This is a genomic window from Clostridium sp. Ade.TY (assembly GCF_000498355.1).
Lineage (GTDB): Bacteria > Bacillota > Clostridia > Clostridiales > Clostridiaceae > Clostridium.
Window position 1 is genome coordinate 428,176 of sequence record NZ_AVSV01000003.1, and the last position, 17,857, is coordinate 446,032.

Genomic DNA, 17,857 nt, shown 5'->3' on the forward strand with positions numbered 1-17,857 from the left:
AATTTGATGAAAGTTTTAAGTTTATTTAGTGGTATAGGAGCTTTTGAAAGAGCGATTTTTAACAAAAATATTGATTATGAAATAATAAATTATTGTGAAAAAGATAAATATGCAAGTTATGCATATAGCATATTACATAATATTTCAGAAGAAAAAAATCTAGGAGATATTGTAGAAGCTAAAGGCAAATATGCAGATCTTATAACATATGGATTTCCATGCGTAGATATTAGTTTAGCAGGAAGTTGTAAAGGAATAATAAAAGGTGAAACTAAAAGTGGATTACTTTTTGAAGCATTAAGAATAATAGAAGAAAGTAAGCCTAAGGTTGCTATTGCTGAGAATGTAAAAAACTTAGTTAGTAAGATGTTTATAGATGATTTTAATAACTTAATAAAAGAATTAGATAGATTAGGATATAACTCTTATTGGAAAGTATTAAATGGAATAAATTATAATTCAGCACATTCTAGAGAAAGAATTTTCATTGTTAGTATAAGAAAAGATGTAGATAAAAGGAATTTTAAATTTAAAGAAGGTACTGATAATTTAGTAACTTTACAGAGTATAACTGAAAAATCAATACAAGAAAAATATTATTGTAAAGATAATGAGTATATTAAAGAATTTACTAACAATGTTCATAAAAGAATAAATAACTTTAAGGAGCCAAGTAAATATGGACTTATTAAAGTTGGAGATATTAATAATCCAAAATTAAGACAGATGAATAAGAGAGTATTTTCTGAACTTGGTGCAAGTCCTACTCTTGTAACTGGAGCTGATAGTATTCCTAAAATAGTTCAATGTAGAGTTAGAAGATTAACTCCGTTAGAATGTTGGCGTTTAGTTGGATTTAATGATTCTGATTATTGGAAGGTTAGAAAAGCTTTAGAGGATAAATTCTATTATGGCAAAGACATGACAGATACACAAATGTATAAAATGGCTGGTAATAGTATAGTCATCAAGGTTGCAGAAAGTATAATAGAAAGTTTAAGAAATATATTGTATTGATTTGATAGTCAATATACTTTTTTATAAAATATATATAAAGGAGTGTTGAAAATGAATAAGAAAAAAATAAGATATGCAATATTAAAAGAAATAGATTCTAGTAAATTTCCTATAACAGAAGAAATATTTGATGTAGAACAGGATATATTTGATAATCAGATTTGTTTTTTAGAAACAGAAGGATATATCTCGAACGTATATTATGATGAAGGTAGACCAAGATTATTTAAAGGAAATGTAGAGCTTACAGAAAAAGGTGAAAATTTCTTAAAAGAAAATAGTGCTTGGGCTAAGGCTTATAAAGGGTTAAAAGAAATTAAGTTTTGGATCAAATAGATTTTAGAACTCTCGACATGAGGGTTCTTTTTATTTTAGAAAGAAGGTGAAATAATGAATATACAAAGTAAAATAAATAAGTTAATAAAAGGATTAAATATTTATGGATATATATACTTAGTGAATAGAGAACAATTTGTAAGCAAAAATACAGGAAATGTATGTACTGTATATAAGTTATTTCACTTAATGGATGTTGAAGATTATAACAATATGTATCCAGATGATAAGAAAGATCCTAATAAGTATTCTAAAGTTAAAGTAGAAATATTAAGTGATTTTAAACAACAAGAAATACTTTTAAAATTAGTTGAAATATATAAAGAAGTAGGTGGAGCAGATGGATAATAAGAAGCTTACACCAAAACAAAAAGCATTTGCAGATTATTATATTGAATTAGGGAATGCAACAGAAGCAGCAAGAAGGGCAGGATATAAAAAGCCTAATGTGCAAGGAAGTCAAAACTTAGAAAAACTTAGTGTTAAATCATATATAGAAGAAAGAATAAAAGTCTTAGATGAAAAGAGAATAGCAAAAGGTGAAGAAGTTCTCCAGTACCTCACAAAGGTTATGAGAGGAGAAGAAAAAGACCAGTTTGGATTGGATGCATCTCTTCAAGATAGAACTAAAGCAGCAGAGCTATTAGGTAAAAGATATAGGTTATTTGTTGATAAGATTGAGAATGATACAAACTTAAGTGTTAATTCAACAGCTAAATTAGATTCGATATTAGGACAACTAAAGGAAAGAAATAGAAATGAGTGATGAATATAAATTATCTGATAAATATTTAGATTTTTTAGAATATAGAGCACCAGTAGAAGCGCTAGAAGGAACAACAGCAGCAGGAAAAACAACAGTAGGAATACTTAAGTTTATGTTGATGGTTGCAGAATCTACTAAGAAAATGCATGTTATAGCAGCTAAAACGACTGGTGTTGCTGAAAAGAATATAATACAAAAAGAGTATGGAATTACTGATGTATTTGGTGATTTAGTTAGATATAACGGTAATGGAGATAAAGATAATAAAATACCTCATATAAGGTATAAAACTAATAATGGAGAAAAAATCATATATATTCTAGGTTATGATAACGTAGATAAATGGAAGATGGCTTTAGGTTCTCAATTTGGATGTGTACTTATAGATGAGGTTAATACAGCTAGTATTGAGTTTGTAAGAGAAATATGTACTAGAAATGATTATCTTATGATGACACTTAATCCTGATGATCCTAATTTACCTATATATGATGAATTTATTAATTGTTGTAGACCATTAGAAAAATATAAGAGTGATGTTCCAAAAGAAATAATGGAACAATTAAAATCGGAACCAAAGCCTAATTGGACTTATTGGTTCTTTTCTTTTTATGATAATGCAAGTTTATCTGATGAAGATATAGAGAAGAAAAAGACAAGTGCTCCTAAAGGTACAAAGCTTTATAAGAATAAAATATTAGGTCTTAGAGGTAGAGCAACAGGACTTATATTCTCTAACTTTGAAAGAAAGAATAATGTTATATCTAAAGAAAAAGCTAAAGGAATGAAATTTGTTCAATTTACAGCAGGACTTGATACAGCATATTCACAGAATAGTCCAGATACATTTGCATTTACTTTCTTAGGTATTACAGATAAGAAAGAGTTATTAATGCTAGATGAAGAGGTATATAATAACAAAGATTTAGAAATACCTTTAGCACCTAGTGATATAGCCCCTAAGTTCTTTAAATTTTTAGAGAAGAATAGAAAGAACTGGGGATTTGCTAGAGATGTATTTATAGATTGTGCTGACCAAGCAACAATAACAGAGCTTAAGAAGTTTAAGAGAACTAATGCATGTATGTATAACTTTATTAACTCTTATAAGAAAGTAACTATACTAGATAGAATACATTTAATGTTAGGTTGGATAAATGTTAATGGCAAAATATTTTATTATGTTGTAGATACTTGCAAAGAACATATAAGAGAGTTGGGGTGTTATTCATGGAAAGAAGATAAATACGAGCCAGAAGATGTAAACGACCATACAATTAACTCTTGTCAGTATGCTTGGATACCATTTAGGAAGATGATAGGAGACTATAAGGAGGAATAGAAATGGGGTGGATTAAGAGTATGTTAACTAAAGCAGCAATTAAATATTTAAATGTTCAACCAGCATTAACAAATCCTATAACTATACAAGAAGCTTATACATATGAAACTAATTTAATTAGGAATAAGCTTTGGTATAGAGGTGAACCTTATGAACTGGATCAATTTTTCAAGAATGTAAGTGGTGATCCAGTAAATAAAGCTAGGTTTTGGAGTGCTGTTCCAAGTGAAGATTTAAGTATAAGAAAAATACATAGTGGATTACCTGCAATGATAGCTGATAAGTTAAGTGATATAGTTGTGTCTGACTTAGATAATATAGAAGTTAATGGAGAAGCTGATAATACATTATGGGAAGAAATAAGAAAAGATAATAAGTTTGATGATAACTTAGGAGATATAATTGCTACGACTTTAGTTAGTGGTGATGGAGCTTTTAAGTTATCTATTGATACTGATATATCTCCTTATCCTATAATAGAGTTTTTTGATGGTGATAAAGTAGAATATATAACTCAAAGAGGAAGATTAAAAGAAATAAAATTCTATACTTTTTATACTAAAAATAATAGACAATATAAATTAGCTGAAACCTATGGGAAAGGATATATTAATTATAATTTATATGATAGTAATGGTAATGAAGTTTCTTTAAATATATTAGATGAAACTATGGAACTTGCAGATGTAATATATAATGGTGATTTTATAATGGCAGTACCATTAATGTTTTTTAAATCACCTAAGTTTGTGGGAAGAGGTAAAAGTATATTTGATACTAAGTCAGATTCATTTGATGCATTAGATGAAGTTATATCTCAATGGATAGATGCAATAAGAGATGGAAGAGTACAAAAATATATACCAGAGGATTTAATACCTTATAATCCCAATAACGGAATGAAATTAAAGCCTAATCCTTTTGATAATAAGTTCATAGCAGTTGGTTGCGATAAATCAGAAGGTGCAAAGAATGAAATAGAAATGAAACAAGCTGAAATAAGATATGAAGCTTATGTTGAAAGTTATTCTAATGCTGTTGATATGTGTTTACAAGGTATAGTAAGTCCAAGTACTTTAGGGATAGACCTTAAGAAAACAGATAATGCAGAAGCTCAAAGAGAAAAGGAAAAGACTACTCTATATACAAGAGGAAAATTAGTTGATATTTTAACAGAAGTTATACCACAGTTAGTTAATATAATTTTAAAAACTAATGATATATTAAATAAAAGAAATGCTGGAGAATATGAAGTAAGTATTGTTTTTGGGGAATATGCAAGTCCTAGCTTTGATGCAGTAGTAGAAACTGTAGGTAAGGCTAAAAGTTATGGAGTAATGTCTATAGAGCAATGTATAGAGGAAATGTATGGAGATACATGGACTGATAAGGAAAAGGAAGAGGAAATTAATAGGATAAAGGAACAGAATGGCTATCTTGAAGCTGATGAACCTAAGTCAGTAGATGATGAAGATTTAAATTCAGAGGTTAATGAAGATGGACAAGAAGAATAATCCATCAAAGTTAAGTGAAGTACTGGAAGGTATTACAAAGAAAAAAATATTAGAAGATCATAAAAAAGAAAGAGATAAGTCTTATGACATAAGAAAGATATTTGAGGAAATGGAACTTGCTTTAATATCTTCTATGCATAAGGCTTTTTATTTTCACAAAAAACAACAGCAAGAAGAAGGCTTTAATTGGGAACAATGGCAACGTACTAAACTTAGAGAACTAGAAAAGTACAGAAAAAGAAATAAAAAGATAGTTGAAAATTATAATAAGCCTATTCAAGAAGCTATAGATAGAGAATTAGAAGATAAGTTTATTAGCGGTCAACAGTATGTAGAAGATTTAGTTGATAAGGTTAAGGTACAGTTTCCAGAAGATATAAAAGAAACTCAAACAGTTAAAGGATATATAGCAAATGAGTTAGGAAAAGAGAGTACACCTCCTAGAGAAACTAATTTCTTTGGTGTCAATGAAAAGAAACTTAATGCATTACAAGAAACTGTTACTAATGATTTAAAAAAGGCTCAATATTCTGTTTTAAGAAAAATGGATGATGTTTATAGACAAACTATATTTAAAACCCATGTGTATTTACAGAGTGGCACTAAGACAATAAATCAATCTGTAGATATGGCTACTAAAGATTTCTTAGACAAAGGGATAAATAGTATAGTTTATAAAGATGGTAAACAAGTTAATATTGCTAGTTATGCAGAAATGTGTTTAAGAACAGCAAGTCAAAGAGCTACATTTTTAGGTGAAGGTAAGAAAAGAGATGAGTTTGGAATACATTTAGTAGTTGTAAGTGCACACGCTAATACTTGTAAGATGTGTGGACCATGGCAAGGAAAAGTATTGATTGATGATATATTTTCTCATGGTATTAAAGAGGATGGAGATTATCCATTATTAAGTGAGGCTGTAGGAAAAGGATTCTTACATCCTAACTGTAGACACACATTAATAACATACTTTCCAGGCATAACTAGAATTCCAGCAGTTCCAGATGGTGAGGAAGCTATTAAGCTTTATGAGAAGGAACAAAAGCAAAGATATTATGAAAGACAACTTAGAAAATGGAAGAGATTTGAGGCTGGAACTTGCGATGAAGAAAGTAAGAATATAGCACATAATAAAGTAAAAGAACTTCAAAATGTATTAAGAAAGCATATAGAAGAAAATAAGCAACTTAGAAGAAATTATAATAGAGAAGAAGCAAGAGCAGGATTAAATATTGAAGATGACAATATAAAAGCAGAAGTATTGAAGCAAAAGGCTCTGAATGCTAAAATTAAAGAAACAAGAGAATATATAAAAACTAATCAACCTTTAAAAATAGAAGTTGGAAAGCAAGGAAAGCATATATTAGGGCATAACAATTATATTGAAGGTAGAAGTTATTTAACTATATCTTTAGAAGAAGCTCAAGAACTTATTAATAATTATGCTGGTACTGGTGAAATAAGGCTTAATTATAATAATGAATGGGATAATAAAGAAATTATCAAAGTCAATAAAGATATAGGTGTAGAAGTTAATAATAGAACAAATAAAGAAACAATTACAAATAGATTTAAAGTGCATTATTCAAAGAAAGGAACACATATAGTTCCCATGAGAAGGGAGTGATTTTATGAGGTTATGGGAATATGTAGATAAATATATAAAAGTTATTTGTAAAAACGGTAAGGTTTTTAAAGGAAAATGCATTGACTATACTCAAGCTTTGGATAATGAACCAGAAGTTGATAGTATAGGATTAGATGTTAAGGGAATAGGTTATGAATTGTATGAAAATGAAATAAAATATATAGAAATTATATAGTAGGAGATTATTTTATATGAATGAAAATATAGTTAATTTGATTGTTGGGATAGGCGGAGCATTGATTGGAGCTATAGTTGGAGCTTTTAGCACATACTTTGTAAATAAAAAAACTTTAAAATATCAGATTAAATTAGATAATGATAAACTAGAAGAAAAAAAGATATCAGATTTTAGAAAGATAGAAAAAGTTATATCTATATTCTTAAAGGAAGAAATATTATTTAATAAGTCAATAATAGATAACAGTGGATTTAATGAAAGAATAAAAAATTTAAATGAAAAAGGAAGAGAAAATGAATCTAGAACAAGTTGTTTAAGTTCTTATAGTCATTCTAAATTTGAAGGTATAAAATGTGAAGAATTTGATAAAGTAAAATTAAAACTGTTAGACTATGTTGATAAAGAAATAGTTTTGGATATATTTGATTTATATAATATATTTTATTTGCTATTAAGAAAGCAAAAAATTAAGAATTTTACAGATGGAGAATTTGAATTAGTATTAAATCTAGAAGAAAAAATAAATAATATTTTAAAAAAGTCTTAGAAATAGGGCTTTTTTTATTTTGTCCAAAACTTGCTTAAGACTTTAAACTATGCATGGAATTAACAGCCGACAGGCTATAAATGGAGGTATTTATGTTTATAGTAAATTGTAATTTAAGAAAAAGATTAGGAATGTATTTAGCTGCTGATGATGGAGCAGGAAATGGTGGGGAAGGAAATTCATCAGAAGGTAATGGAGAAGATGAAGGAACAGAAGGAAATCCACCAGAAGAAAAAACTTTTACTCAAGCTGATGTTGATAGGTTAATTAAAGAAAGAGTTGCTAGAGAAAGGAAAGGGCAATTATCTAAAGAAGAACTTAAGGCATATCAAGATTGGAAAGAAAGTCAAAAGACAGAAGATGAAAAGAAAAATGAAGCGTTGACTAATGCAGAAAAGGCTAAACAAGAAGCAGAAGAAAGAGCTTTAAATGCTGAAACAAAGGTAACTTGTTTATCTAAAGGCGTTATAGCTGATTCTGTTGATGATGTTGTTATTCTTGCTAAAGCTATGGTTACTGATGAACTTACAATAGAGCAGGCTATTGATAAGGTTCTAGAGAAATATCCAAGCTTTAAAGGAGAACAACAAAAGAATAATGAAGATGGAAACAAAGGCTTTAAAATAGGTGCTGATGGTGGAAAACAAAAAGGAAATATTGATGATGCATTAGCAAGAGCCTTTGGAAATAAATAATAAAAAGATTAGGAGTGATATAAATGGCAGTAATAAGTTATGCTGAACAGTTTGAAAGAAATTTACAACAAAAATATTCAAGGGAGTTAACATCTTATGCATTAACTCAATCTAATCCACAAGTTAAGTTTATTAATGCACAAACTATTAAATTACCAAGATTAACAGTAGGTGGTTATAAGGACCATAATAGAAGTAATATAGGGTTTAATACAGGAAGTTTCTCTAATGATTGGGAACCAAAGAAATTAACACATGACAGAGATATAGAAATTCCAATAGATCCAATGGATATTGACGAATCAAATTTAGTTCTTGAAATGGCAAATATTCAAAATGTATTTGAGGAAGAACAAGCTATTCCAGAAAAGGATAGTTATAGATATTCTAAACTTTATTCAGAAGCTAAAACATATAAAGCTAATGGAGCTGTTATTGATAATACAGTTCTTACAACTAAGAATATATTAGAGTGGTTTGATGACCAAATGGAAAAGATGGATGATGCAGGTGTTCCAAGTGAAGGTAGACTGCTTTATGTAATACCAGCTATTAATAAGCTTCTTAAAAATGCAGAGGGATTAACAAGAAATATTGATGTTAATAAAAATAACGGAAATATAGATAGAAGAGTGTATTCATTAGATGATGTAACTATTATCAAAGTTCCAAGTTCAAGAATGAAAACAAAATATGACTTTACAAATGGATGTGTTGCTGCAGGAGATGCAAAGCAAATTAATATGATATTAGTTCATCCAAGTTGTGTTATATCAAGAGATAAATACGCATATATGAAGGTATTCACTCCTGGTACAGATAGTAGAACAGCAGATAAATATATTTATCAAAATAGATATTACACAGATACTTTCTTAATAGAAAATAAGGCTTGCGGTATTGCTATTAATGCAGAAGCAGAAGGTTAGAAAGGAGCATATAAATGAAAGCAAGTAAAGGTAATAAAGTCTATACAATAGATGAAGTTCAAAAAAAATATTATAAAGAGCAAGGTTATGATATTTTAGATGATGAAGGAAATACAATAGAGTATGGAGCAGGAAAGTCAGTTTCATATGAAAAACATAAAGAGGTAAAAGATAGATTAGATGTATTAGAAGAAGAAAATGAGAAATTAAAAGAAGAAAACAAAAAGCTTAAAGCTGAAAATAAAGAATTAAAGAAGTCTTAGAATTTAGGACTTCTTTTTTTTATGAGGATGTGAAAATATGGCTTATGTAGATAGTTCATATTATAAAGAAGAATTTAAAGGTAAAATCATTGATGATGATAACTTAGAGAATAGATTAGAAAGAGCATCAGATCAGATTGATACTTTAACTTATAACAGAATAATCGGAATAGAATTTAAAAACTTATCTCCATTTCAACAAGATAAAATTAAAAAAGCAATATGCCTACAAGCAGAATTTATAGAGCAATATGGTGAATTTATTAATATGCCTTTAAGTAGTTATAGCGTTGGAAGTACATCTGTTAGTTTTAATGGAAGTATTGTAAATGGAATAACTACAACTAAAGAGGTAATTAATTATATATCTCAAACTGGTTTAAATAGTAGGAGGCTATAAGTATGGGTGTTAAGTTACCATTCCCAAAATGGATTTTAAATACTCCGGTAAAAGTCTATCAAACATTTATTAATGAAGATGGTGAACCATTAGAAGATTTAATTTATGAAGGATTATGTAATTATAATGAAAAGAGTAAGCAAACTTTAGATGCTGAAAGAAGGTTAGTAACTCTTTCAGGCAAAGTTATTGTTGAAGGGGATATTTATCCTAATAAATTAATAGAAGGATATATTAAAATTGGAGAACTTAAAAAGGATATTTATAAATCATCAAGACCACGAAATCCAGATGGTTCTGTATTTAGTACTGAATTGGAGCTCATTTAATGAAATCAAAAGTAACAATAAAATTAGATAGAGCAAAGATAAATACATTAATAAATGCTAAAAATAAAGCCTTAGAAGAAACTACAGAAAATATTTTAAGTGATATAAAAACAAGTGCTGTAGTTCCTAAAGATAGTGGAGAACTTGAAAGAAGTGGTTTTGTTGATTTATCAAGAATAGATTCTGGAGTAACATCTATAATTTTTGATACACCATATGCAAGGAGGTTATATTGGCATCCAGAGTATAACTTTAGGCAAGATAAAAATGTAAATGCACAAGGGAAGTGGATGCAATCTTATGTTGATGGAGATAACAAAGAATTTGTAACAGATACTTATAAGCACTTTTTAAAAATGTTTAGTAAAGGAGTGATAAAGTAATGTTACTAAGTGAAGTAAGAGAATATTTAAAAAGTAAAATAGAATGTCCTCAATGGTATATAGGAAAGATAGACGGTACTAAGGAACAATGCATAGGTATTTATAGTATAAGAGGGCCAAGAAGTCATATAGCTTTAGGAGGATTAGCAAATACAGGTTATTCCACTAAGGCTATTTCTATATTAATACATTGGGGAAAGAATGCTAATATAGCAGAACAAAAAGCACAAGAAGTATATAACGCTTTATTTGGACAAGATTCCATTATAGGAGGAAAGAGAGTTATAGATTTTAATATGAGAACTAGCGAACCTATAAGTGTCGGAACAGATAAAGACGGTATATATGAATATGTGATAGAAGTAAATATAATACATGAAAGGTAGGTAATATATTATGGCAGGATTTACAGGAGTATTTCCAGTATATAATCTTAAATTTAAGATAGGAACAAAAGGAAAGGAAAGCCAATCGCAAGATATGCAAACTATAGCCGATATGGAGAACTTTGGTATAAAAATAGATGGCAAAGTTCAAGATTGGACTCCAATGGATACAATGGGATGGGCTAGAAATTTAATGACAGGAAAAGCATTTTCAGTATCTCTTAAAGGAAAAAGAAATGTAGGTGATCCAGGTAATGATTATGTTGCAAGTGTTGCTTGGAAAGACGGATTAGATTGTAGTACAAAGGGAGAAATAGAGTTCCCAGATGGTTCAAAGCTTGCATTTGATTGTGTAATTGATGTTAAAAATGTAGGTGGAGATGATAGTACAAAGGTTGCCCCACTTGAATTTGATTTAAAAGGTGATGGAAAACCAACATATACACCAGGACCAACAGTATCATCAGGTTCAGGACATTAGGAGGTATAGATAATGGCAAAGGTATATAACATAATGAATAAAATAACAAATGAAAGACCACTTTTAGAAATAGATGAAGATCATAAATATAAAATAAATAATAGCAAGAATAATGCTATATATATATTCAATCTTTATCAAAAAAATAAAGATAAAAGTAAAAATGATGATATAGAATTACTAGAAAAAATAATAAAAGCTTCATTACCTAAAGAAGCTTTTGAGTATATAGAAAGCTTAGAGTTAAGCTTAGATTCATACAGTACAATAGCTAATGCCATAATGGCAGCTATATCAAATTTAGAACTTGAAGAAATTGAGGAAATAGGTAAAAAAGAAATGGAGCGATTTCAAAAAGAAGAAAAATAATCAATGGTATGATTTAATTGAAGATTGGGAGCTTATAGATGCTTCATTTACCGCTCAATATGGCATTAGATTAAGAAATGAACCAGATATGACTTGGGATGAATTTTGCACTTTACTTAGTGGAATAATGCCTAAAACACCTTTAGGGCAGATAATAAGTATTAGAAGTGAAGATGATGAAGAAATATTAAAGAGTTTCACTAAAGAACAACATAAGATTAAAGATGAATGGAGAAGTAAGCAATTAGAAGAAATGACAGATGAAGAAAAAGAACAGCAAATAAAAGAAATACAAGAATTATTTAAACAAGCATTTAGTTAAATCTAGGTGCTTGTTTTATTTTAGATGAAAGGTAGGTGAAGTTAGTGGCAGATAATGATAGTGTAGGTAAAATTGGTCTTGATTTAGAGATACAAGATGGTGATATAGAAAAACAAATAGAAGAAATGGCTTCTAGTATAGGAAATAAAATAAGTAAATCATTAGAAGGAATTACAGGAAAATTTGACTTTAGTTCATTGACTAATGGTATTACAGAGTCTTTAAATAGAGCTTTCAATAGTATAGATGAAACAATAAATTCTAATCTTGAAAAAAGCAAACAAAATATATTAAAGACTATTGAAGAAATAAAGGAAAGAGCTTTAGATTGCATAAAAAGTATTATTGCAAAAGCTAAAAAAATAAATATTCCTTTGAATTTTGAACCTGTAAAGAATATTGTAATGCCTAGCCAAACTACTGGAAAGGCAGTTAGTTCAAGAGGACCACCAAAAAGTAATACTGTTAATCTAGAAAGTATAAAAGCACAGATAGATAATTTATCTAATAGTTTAGACATAACTAATAGAAAAATAGAACAGCAACAAGAAAAGTTAGCAGGTCTAAGACAAACATATAATTCTACTTTTAATCAAGCTAGAAAAAATAAAATAGAAGAGCAAATTTTAAAAACGGAAGCTGCAATAAATAAATTAACAGCTCAAAGTGATAAAACTGGATTTAAACTTGCTGACTTAGATGCAGAGTTTGAAAGATTAAGTAGTGCATCTAGAAATTCAAGCGTTGGAGTTAGTGAAGCTAATAATAGTATTAAAAGAACCGCTAATGTAGCTAATAATGCTAGTAGAAGTTTAAGAAATGCTAACAATAATTCAAGACAATTTAGAAATAATATGAATGGTGCAAGAAGTGCAACCGGAATGTTTATAGACAGTATGTTTAAATGGGGTATTGTATTTCCTATTATAATGAAAGGTATTTCAGCAGTTGGAAGTTATATTGGTAGTGCTTTAATGACTAATGCACAATTTGCTAATAGTTTAGCACAAGTAAGAACAAATCTAATGGTTGCATTTATGCCTATATATCAAGCAGTTTTACCGGCACTTAATGCTCTTATGAGTGGACTTGCTACTGTAACAGCATATATTGCAGCTTTTATAAGTGCTTTGTTTGGGAAAACATATAAATCAAGTTTTGGTGCTGCTAAGAGTATGAATTCATCAATAGCAGCAATGAAAGTTATGGAGAAACAAGGACATAAAACTTCTGGAGCTGTAGATAAAATAGGCGATTCCGCATCAAAAGCTAAAAAGAAAATTCAAGGAGCATTAGCTGGATTTGATGAAATAAACAAATTAAGTATGCCTAAAGATACAGATAAAACACCTAAATCTCCAAGTGGAGGTGGCGGTGGTGCAGGTTCTATTCCAATGGTTACACCTGGTATAGATTTAGGACCTACAGGTGTAGCAATGCAAAAAATAAATGCAATGGTAGAAAAGTTAAAAGATATTATATCAAAAATATTTCAACCATTTAAAAATGCATGGGCTAGAGAAGGTGCTGCAACTATTGCAAGTATTAAATATGCATTACATGGAATTTGGGAGTTAATAAGGTCTATTGGACATAGTTTCTTGGAAGTATGGACAAATGGAACTGGTGAAGCGATACTTGTTGTTATTCTACAGATTTTACAAAACATATTTAATATTATTGGTGATATAGGAATTACTTTTGCTAATGCTTGGAATGCAGGTGGAATAGGAACAGCAATAGTACAAACACTAGCTAATGCATTCTTAAATGTATTAACATTAATTAAACATATGGGTGATTCTTTAAGGCAAGTTTGGGGAGAAGTTGGTCCAGGAGTTGCAAAAACTTTTATGGCAATACTTCATTCAACAGCTAAAGTTCTTGAAAACTTAACTCAAAAATTAGTTTATGTTTGGGATAATGGTGGAAGTCATTTATTCCAAGGATTTATAAGATTAGGTGCTAAGATATTTGAATTAGCTGGATATATTTATACTCAATTTGTTGTACCTATGGTTAATTGGTTTGTGAATAATATTGCTCCAGTTATAGCTATAGTAGCAGATAAAGTAGGAATAATATTAGATGCATTTAGTGGACTTATTACTTGGTTAATGGGAAGTGGAAAGCCAGTTTTAGATATAATAATAACAGCATTTGGATTACTTGGTGGTTCTATAGGTGCTGTAAAAATTGGTACATCATTGGCAACAAAAGCATTTAAATTATTTGGAAATATAATGAGTATAATAAAAGTAGGATCAGGATTATTAGGCACTGCAATTGCTTTTTTAAGCAATCCTATAGGAATAGCTATTGTAGCGATAGGTGCAATAATAGCTATAGGAGTATCATTATACAAAAATTGGGATGTTATTAAAGCAAAAGCTAAAGTAGTTTGGGCTAAAATAAAACAAATATTTTATGAATTTAAAGTATGGTTACAAGGAGTATTTCAAAGAGATTGGTCCAAAAGTTTTGGTGTATTAGGAAACCTATTAAATGCATTTTTAAGGAATGTAAGTAATATCTTTGGTGGAGTAAGAAGCGTATTTAATGGAATAATTAATTTTGTTGCTGGAATATTTACGGGAAACTGGAGAAGAGCTTGGAATGGAGTTAAAGAAATATTTAGAGGAGCTTTCCAAGCATTAGGAGGAATTGCAAAGGCTCCATTAAATGCAGTTATAGGTCTTGTTAATATGGCTATAGATGGATTAAATACTATTAGCTTTACAGCACCAAGCTGGGTACCATTTGTAGGAGGACAACACTTTGGAGTAAACATTCCTAAAATGCCTTACTTGGCTAAAGGTGGTATAGTTGATAAACCTACACAGGCAGTAGTAGGGGAAGCAGGAACAGAAGCCGTTGTACCTTTAGAAAATAACACAGGCGGATTAGATTTACTTGCTAATAAACTAACAGAAAGAATAAGTAATATCTTATCAACATCTAGTAGTATATTACAACAACCGGATTTAACAATGCTTGGGCAAAATTCTAATATAGATAATCAAAACACTAATTATTCTAATTATTTAGAAAAATTAAAAGAGGCAATTATTGAAGCTATAAAAGAAAGCAAAGAAGATAAGGAATATAAAGATGGTGGAAACAACGATAGAGATATGGGAGATATAATATTAAAAGTTGGAGAAACAGAGTTTGGTAAAATTGCTATAAGAACCATAAATAAAGTTAATAGACAAGCTGGAGAACAGCTATTAAAAATTTAGGAGGTGGTAACAATAAGCTTATCAATAAATGGAGTAGAAGTTACTGCTCCTAAAAGTTTTAAGGTAAATATATTGGATTTGGATGGAGAAAATACAAATAGAAATGCTAGGGGTGTAATGCTTAGAGATAGAATAAGGGTTACAAGAAAATTAGAATGTGAGTGGGGTCCATTAACATCAAAAGAAATAAAAACTATATTAAATTCAATAAGTGGAGTATATTTTTCAGTTTCTTATCCGGATCCAATGGAAGGACAAATAACAAAAATATTTTATACAGGAGATAGGTCAGCACCGGCTTTTGATTTTAAAAGCAATATGTGGCAAGGCCTATCTTTTAATTTAATAGAAAAATAGAAAGAAGGAATTTAAAATGTCAGATGAAATAAAAATAACAAGTACAATAAGTGAAACTACAAATCTAAATGGGTTTGTAGAAATAGAAACAAATGGAATGAAACAACAAGTTATGAGTATGAATTGTAGCTTAGTAGAAAATGGAGTTGCAAATATTCAAACTTATGTAAATGATATGAATTTATTTAAATCAAATTCAGCTTTAGTTGCAGCAGAAGTACAAAAATTTAGAACAAAGGCAAATGAAGTAGCAAAAGGATTAAACTGCTTTGTATTTTAGTTTAAGAGCTTACATTATGTAGGCTCTTTTTATATTAAATAAATTTAAGAAAGAAGGATTTTAAAATGGCTAAGTTAACAAATAAAGAAATAATAGAAAAAGTAGGAATGTTAGGAGAAATAAGTAATAGAAAGTTACCGGTAAAGGTTAGTTATGCAATAGGTAAAAATATTTCAAAAATAGAGAGTGAATTAAAGCACTACAATAAAGGAAGAGAAAAAATATTAGATGAATGTTGTCTAAAAGATGAAGATGGCAATCTTAAAATAGAAGATGGTAATTATTCTATAGATCCTGAAAAAATGGATAAATGGAATAAAGATATGAAAGATTTACAAGACATAGAAGTTGAAATTGATGTTCATAAGTTTAAATTAGATTTATTAAATGGTTATGATATGAGTCCAAGTGAAATGATGTCTATTGATTTTATGTTAGAAGAGTAATAAAAACATTAATCTTAAGAGAAAGGAGGTTAATGTTTGTTTAAAGTATCAGATAGTTATAAAAATGAAATAGGAAAACTTGGAGGAAGATGTTTTGTAAGTAAAGTTGTAATAAGGGATACAGAATATAATGATGATAATATTATTGATATGAGCCTAAATGAAAGTGTTAATCCAGGAGATAACTTTTCTTTAGGCTCTGTTGCTTCTAATACATTTGAAATAAATTTAATTGATGTTGATAATAATGTTATCTTTGAAGAAGCAATAGTAAAGCCATATATAGGATTGGAATTGGATAATAAAATAGAATATATTCCATTAGGGGTATTTACAGTTGATGATGTAGCAATAAAAGATAAAAAAGTTAAGTTGGAATGTGTAGATAACATGATTAAGTTAGAAAGAGCTTATTTTTCTGATTTAAAATATCCAGTTAATATAAATGAAGTATTAAAAGAAATATGTAAAAAATCTAATATATCTTGTAAATCTGTTTTACCTAATTATTCTATAGATGAAATAAAAGGATATAGTTTTAGACAAGCAATAGGAATTATTGCAACACTTATAGGATGTTTTGCTAGATTTAATAGAATTGGAGAACTAGAAATAATATCTTATGAAGATACTGATTTAAGAATAACACCAGATACATTCTTTAAATTTGAAACAAATGATAAAGATTATGTTATATCAAAAGTAACAGCTAAAAATGGAGAAAAGACTTTTAGTAAAGGCTCTAATACAGAAATAATAATTGATAATCCAGTAATTACAGAAAACATTGTTAATGATCTTTATAATAAATTTAAGGATTTTACTTATAGACCATATACTTTAATTTGGCAAGGAAATCCAGCAGTTCAAGCTGGAGATAAAGTTGTAATATCAGATGTAAATGGCAAAGAATATAATACATTAATTATGGAGCAAAAGCTTATTTATAATGGTGGTATTAAATCAGAATTAAAAGCAAGTGGTAAAACAGAAAGTTCTGATAAGTTTGATAGTAAGGGCTCTATTACACAAGCTATGGAAAACTATTCTATTGAACAAGCAAATATAAAGAAAGCATTAATACAAAAAGCCAGTATAGATTCATTAGATGCAATAGATGCTAGAATAAATAATTTGTATGCACAAGATTTAACAGTATTAAATGCAAAAATTAGAGATTTACAGTCTACTAAAATTAGTACAATAGAATTTAATGCTTTAGAATCAAAGCTACAACATGCATTAATTGGAAAAGCAGATATAAATGAACTTAATGTAGCAGTAGAAAGAGTTAAAATTTTAGAAGGTAAAACACTTAGTGTAGAAAATCAACTTGCTGGAAATCTTACAGCAAAGAATTTTAAAGCCAATTCCATAACTGCAGGAAGTGGAATAATAGCAGAGGGTGCTATAGGATCAGCACAAATATCTGATTTAGAACTAAATAAACTTAGAGCAGGAGATATAAGTACAAGTAAGTTTAGAATAATTAGTACTAATGGCTCTATTCAAATTGTAGGTAATCAAATATTAGTTAATAGAGATAATATAAATAGAGTTATTTTAGGAGAATACAAAAAGCAAGATACTACAAGTGATTATGGATTACTCATAAGAGCAAAAGATG

The 17,857-nt window shown here is 28.8% G+C and carries 23 protein-coding genes and 1 pseudogene; all 24 read left to right on the plus strand.

Annotated elements, in window-relative coordinates; translation table 11 throughout:
- Nucleotides 1-6: 6 nt before the first annotated feature.
- Nucleotides 7-1,017, plus strand: a complete 1,011-nt coding sequence (dcm, locus tag O212_RS0102775; protein ID WP_024613638.1) for a DNA (cytosine-5-)-methyltransferase — start codon at nt 7-9, stop codon at nt 1,015-1,017.
- 51 nt (nt 1,018-1,068) lie between these two features.
- Nucleotides 1,069-1,353, plus strand: coding sequence for a YjcQ family protein (locus O212_RS0102780; RefSeq protein WP_024613639.1), 285 nt, complete (start codon nt 1,069-1,071; stop codon nt 1,351-1,353).
- A 54-nt stretch (nt 1,354-1,407) separates the two neighbouring features.
- Nucleotides 1,408-1,701: a hypothetical protein gene (locus O212_RS0102785; RefSeq protein WP_024613640.1), complete on the plus strand. Its 294-nt coding sequence runs from the start codon at nt 1,408-1,410 to the stop codon at nt 1,699-1,701.
- On the plus strand, nt 1,694-2,119 hold the full coding sequence (locus O212_RS0102790) for a terminase small subunit (protein ID WP_024613641.1): 426 nt from the start codon (nt 1,694-1,696) through the stop codon (nt 2,117-2,119). Before O212_RS0102785 ends, O212_RS0102790 begins: the two co-directional genes overlap by 8 nt.
- Entirely contained in the window at nt 2,112-3,461 is a 1,350-nt protein-coding gene (locus O212_RS0102795) for a terminase (RefSeq protein ID WP_024613642.1), read from the plus strand. Before O212_RS0102790 ends, O212_RS0102795 begins: the two co-directional genes overlap by 8 nt.
- 2 nt (nt 3,462-3,463) lie before the next feature.
- On the plus strand, nt 3,464-4,975 hold the full coding sequence (locus O212_RS0102800) for a phage capsid protein (protein WP_024613643.1): 1,512 nt from the start codon (nt 3,464-3,466) through the stop codon (nt 4,973-4,975).
- Complete coding sequence (locus O212_RS15870; RefSeq protein ID WP_024613644.1) at nt 4,959-6,602, plus strand: phage minor capsid protein; 1,644 nt, start codon at nt 4,959-4,961, stop codon at nt 6,600-6,602. The genes O212_RS0102800 and O212_RS15870 overlap by 17 nt, the downstream gene beginning before the upstream one ends.
- A 4-nt stretch (nt 6,603-6,606) precedes the next feature.
- Nucleotides 6,607-6,798, plus strand: a complete 192-nt coding sequence (locus O212_RS0102810) for a hypothetical protein (protein WP_024613645.1) — start codon at nt 6,607-6,609, stop codon at nt 6,796-6,798.
- A gap of 16 nt (nt 6,799-6,814) precedes the next feature.
- A complete protein-coding gene (locus tag O212_RS0102815) occupies nt 6,815-7,348 on the plus strand; it encodes a hypothetical protein (RefSeq protein ID WP_024613646.1) in 534 nt (177 codons plus the stop codon).
- A 92-nt stretch (nt 7,349-7,440) separates the two neighbouring features.
- Entirely contained in the window at nt 7,441-8,043 is a 603-nt protein-coding gene (locus O212_RS0102820) for a hypothetical protein (protein WP_024613647.1), read from the plus strand.
- A gap of 23 nt (nt 8,044-8,066) precedes the next feature.
- A complete protein-coding gene (locus tag O212_RS0102825; RefSeq protein WP_024613648.1) occupies nt 8,067-8,972 on the plus strand; it encodes a hypothetical protein in 906 nt (301 codons plus the stop codon).
- Between the two features lie 14 nt (nt 8,973-8,986).
- Nucleotides 8,987-9,235, plus strand: coding sequence for a hypothetical protein (locus O212_RS0102830; protein ID WP_024613649.1), 249 nt, complete (start codon nt 8,987-8,989; stop codon nt 9,233-9,235).
- Between the two features lie 37 nt (nt 9,236-9,272).
- Nucleotides 9,273-9,635, plus strand: a complete 363-nt coding sequence (locus O212_RS0102835) for a hypothetical protein (protein WP_024613650.1) — start codon at nt 9,273-9,275, stop codon at nt 9,633-9,635.
- A gap of 2 nt (nt 9,636-9,637) precedes the next feature.
- On the plus strand, nt 9,638-9,964 hold the full coding sequence (locus tag O212_RS0102840) for a hypothetical protein (protein ID WP_024613651.1): 327 nt from the start codon (nt 9,638-9,640) through the stop codon (nt 9,962-9,964).
- Entirely contained in the window at nt 9,964-10,347 is a 384-nt protein-coding gene (locus tag O212_RS0102845; RefSeq protein WP_024613652.1) for a hypothetical protein, read from the plus strand. Before O212_RS0102840 ends, O212_RS0102845 begins: the two co-directional genes overlap by 1 nt.
- Nucleotides 10,347-10,733, plus strand: a complete 387-nt coding sequence (locus O212_RS0102850) for a minor capsid protein (protein ID WP_024613653.1) — start codon at nt 10,347-10,349, stop codon at nt 10,731-10,733. The genes O212_RS0102845 and O212_RS0102850 overlap by 1 nt, the downstream gene beginning before the upstream one ends.
- Nucleotides 10,734-10,743: 10 nt before the next feature.
- Complete coding sequence (locus O212_RS0102855) at nt 10,744-11,214, plus strand: hypothetical protein (protein WP_024613654.1); 471 nt, start codon at nt 10,744-10,746, stop codon at nt 11,212-11,214.
- Nucleotides 11,215-11,226: 12 nt separating this feature from the next.
- Nucleotides 11,227-11,583 (plus strand): hypothetical protein, encoded by a 357-nt coding sequence (locus O212_RS0102860; protein WP_024613655.1) that lies wholly within the window; start codon nt 11,227-11,229, stop codon nt 11,581-11,583.
- 34 nt (nt 11,584-11,617) lie between these two features.
- Complete coding sequence (locus tag O212_RS0102865; RefSeq protein ID WP_242829550.1) at nt 11,618-11,905, plus strand: Gp15 family bacteriophage protein; 288 nt, start codon at nt 11,618-11,620, stop codon at nt 11,903-11,905.
- Between the two features lie 44 nt (nt 11,906-11,949).
- Nucleotides 11,950-15,147: a membrane protein gene (locus O212_RS0102870; RefSeq protein WP_024613657.1), complete on the plus strand. Its 3,198-nt coding sequence runs from the start codon at nt 11,950-11,952 to the stop codon at nt 15,145-15,147.
- Nucleotides 15,148-15,150: 3 nt separating this feature from the next.
- Complete coding sequence (locus O212_RS0102875) at nt 15,151-15,504, plus strand: DUF6711 family protein (protein WP_035278959.1); 354 nt, start codon at nt 15,151-15,153, stop codon at nt 15,502-15,504.
- 16 nt (nt 15,505-15,520) lie between these two features.
- Entirely contained in the window at nt 15,521-15,784 is a 264-nt protein-coding gene (locus tag O212_RS0102880) for a hypothetical protein (protein WP_024613659.1), read from the plus strand.
- 65 nt (nt 15,785-15,849) lie between these two features.
- On the plus strand, nt 15,850-16,230 hold the full coding sequence (locus tag O212_RS0102885; protein ID WP_024613660.1) for a hypothetical protein: 381 nt from the start codon (nt 15,850-15,852) through the stop codon (nt 16,228-16,230).
- 36 nt (nt 16,231-16,266) lie between these two features.
- Nucleotides 16,267-17,857: pseudogene (locus tag O212_RS0102890) on the plus strand (hypothetical protein); the annotation flags it as partial.

Coding starts and splice junctions, on each gene's coding strand:
- dcm (WP_024613638.1), top strand. CDS start 7: ATGAAAGTTTTAAGTTTATTTAGTGGTATAGGAGCTTTTGAAAGAGCG.
- O212_RS0102780 (WP_024613639.1), top strand. CDS start 1,069: ATGAATAAGAAAAAAATAAGATATGCAATATTAAAAGAAATAGATTCT.
- O212_RS0102785 (WP_024613640.1), top strand. CDS start 1,408: ATGAATATACAAAGTAAAATAAATAAGTTAATAAAAGGATTAAATATT.
- O212_RS0102790 (WP_024613641.1), top strand. CDS start 1,694: ATGGATAATAAGAAGCTTACACCAAAACAAAAAGCATTTGCAGATTAT.
- O212_RS0102795 (WP_024613642.1), top strand. CDS start 2,112: ATGAGTGATGAATATAAATTATCTGATAAATATTTAGATTTTTTAGAA.
- O212_RS0102800 (WP_024613643.1), top strand. CDS start 3,464: ATGGGGTGGATTAAGAGTATGTTAACTAAAGCAGCAATTAAATATTTA.
- O212_RS15870 (WP_024613644.1), top strand. CDS start 4,959: ATGGACAAGAAGAATAATCCATCAAAGTTAAGTGAAGTACTGGAAGGT.
- O212_RS0102810 (WP_024613645.1), top strand. CDS start 6,607: ATGAGGTTATGGGAATATGTAGATAAATATATAAAAGTTATTTGTAAA.
- O212_RS0102815 (WP_024613646.1), top strand. CDS start 6,815: ATGAATGAAAATATAGTTAATTTGATTGTTGGGATAGGCGGAGCATTG.
- O212_RS0102820 (WP_024613647.1), top strand. CDS start 7,441: ATGTTTATAGTAAATTGTAATTTAAGAAAAAGATTAGGAATGTATTTA.
- O212_RS0102825 (WP_024613648.1), top strand. CDS start 8,067: ATGGCAGTAATAAGTTATGCTGAACAGTTTGAAAGAAATTTACAACAA.
- O212_RS0102830 (WP_024613649.1), top strand. CDS start 8,987: ATGAAAGCAAGTAAAGGTAATAAAGTCTATACAATAGATGAAGTTCAA.
- O212_RS0102835 (WP_024613650.1), top strand. CDS start 9,273: ATGGCTTATGTAGATAGTTCATATTATAAAGAAGAATTTAAAGGTAAA.
- O212_RS0102840 (WP_024613651.1), top strand. CDS start 9,638: ATGGGTGTTAAGTTACCATTCCCAAAATGGATTTTAAATACTCCGGTA.
- O212_RS0102845 (WP_024613652.1), top strand. CDS start 9,964: ATGAAATCAAAAGTAACAATAAAATTAGATAGAGCAAAGATAAATACA.
- O212_RS0102850 (WP_024613653.1), top strand. CDS start 10,347: ATGTTACTAAGTGAAGTAAGAGAATATTTAAAAAGTAAAATAGAATGT.
- O212_RS0102855 (WP_024613654.1), top strand. CDS start 10,744: ATGGCAGGATTTACAGGAGTATTTCCAGTATATAATCTTAAATTTAAG.
- O212_RS0102860 (WP_024613655.1), top strand. CDS start 11,227: ATGGCAAAGGTATATAACATAATGAATAAAATAACAAATGAAAGACCA.
- O212_RS0102880 (WP_024613659.1), top strand. CDS start 15,521: ATGTCAGATGAAATAAAAATAACAAGTACAATAAGTGAAACTACAAAT.
- O212_RS0102885 (WP_024613660.1), top strand. CDS start 15,850: ATGGCTAAGTTAACAAATAAAGAAATAATAGAAAAAGTAGGAATGTTA.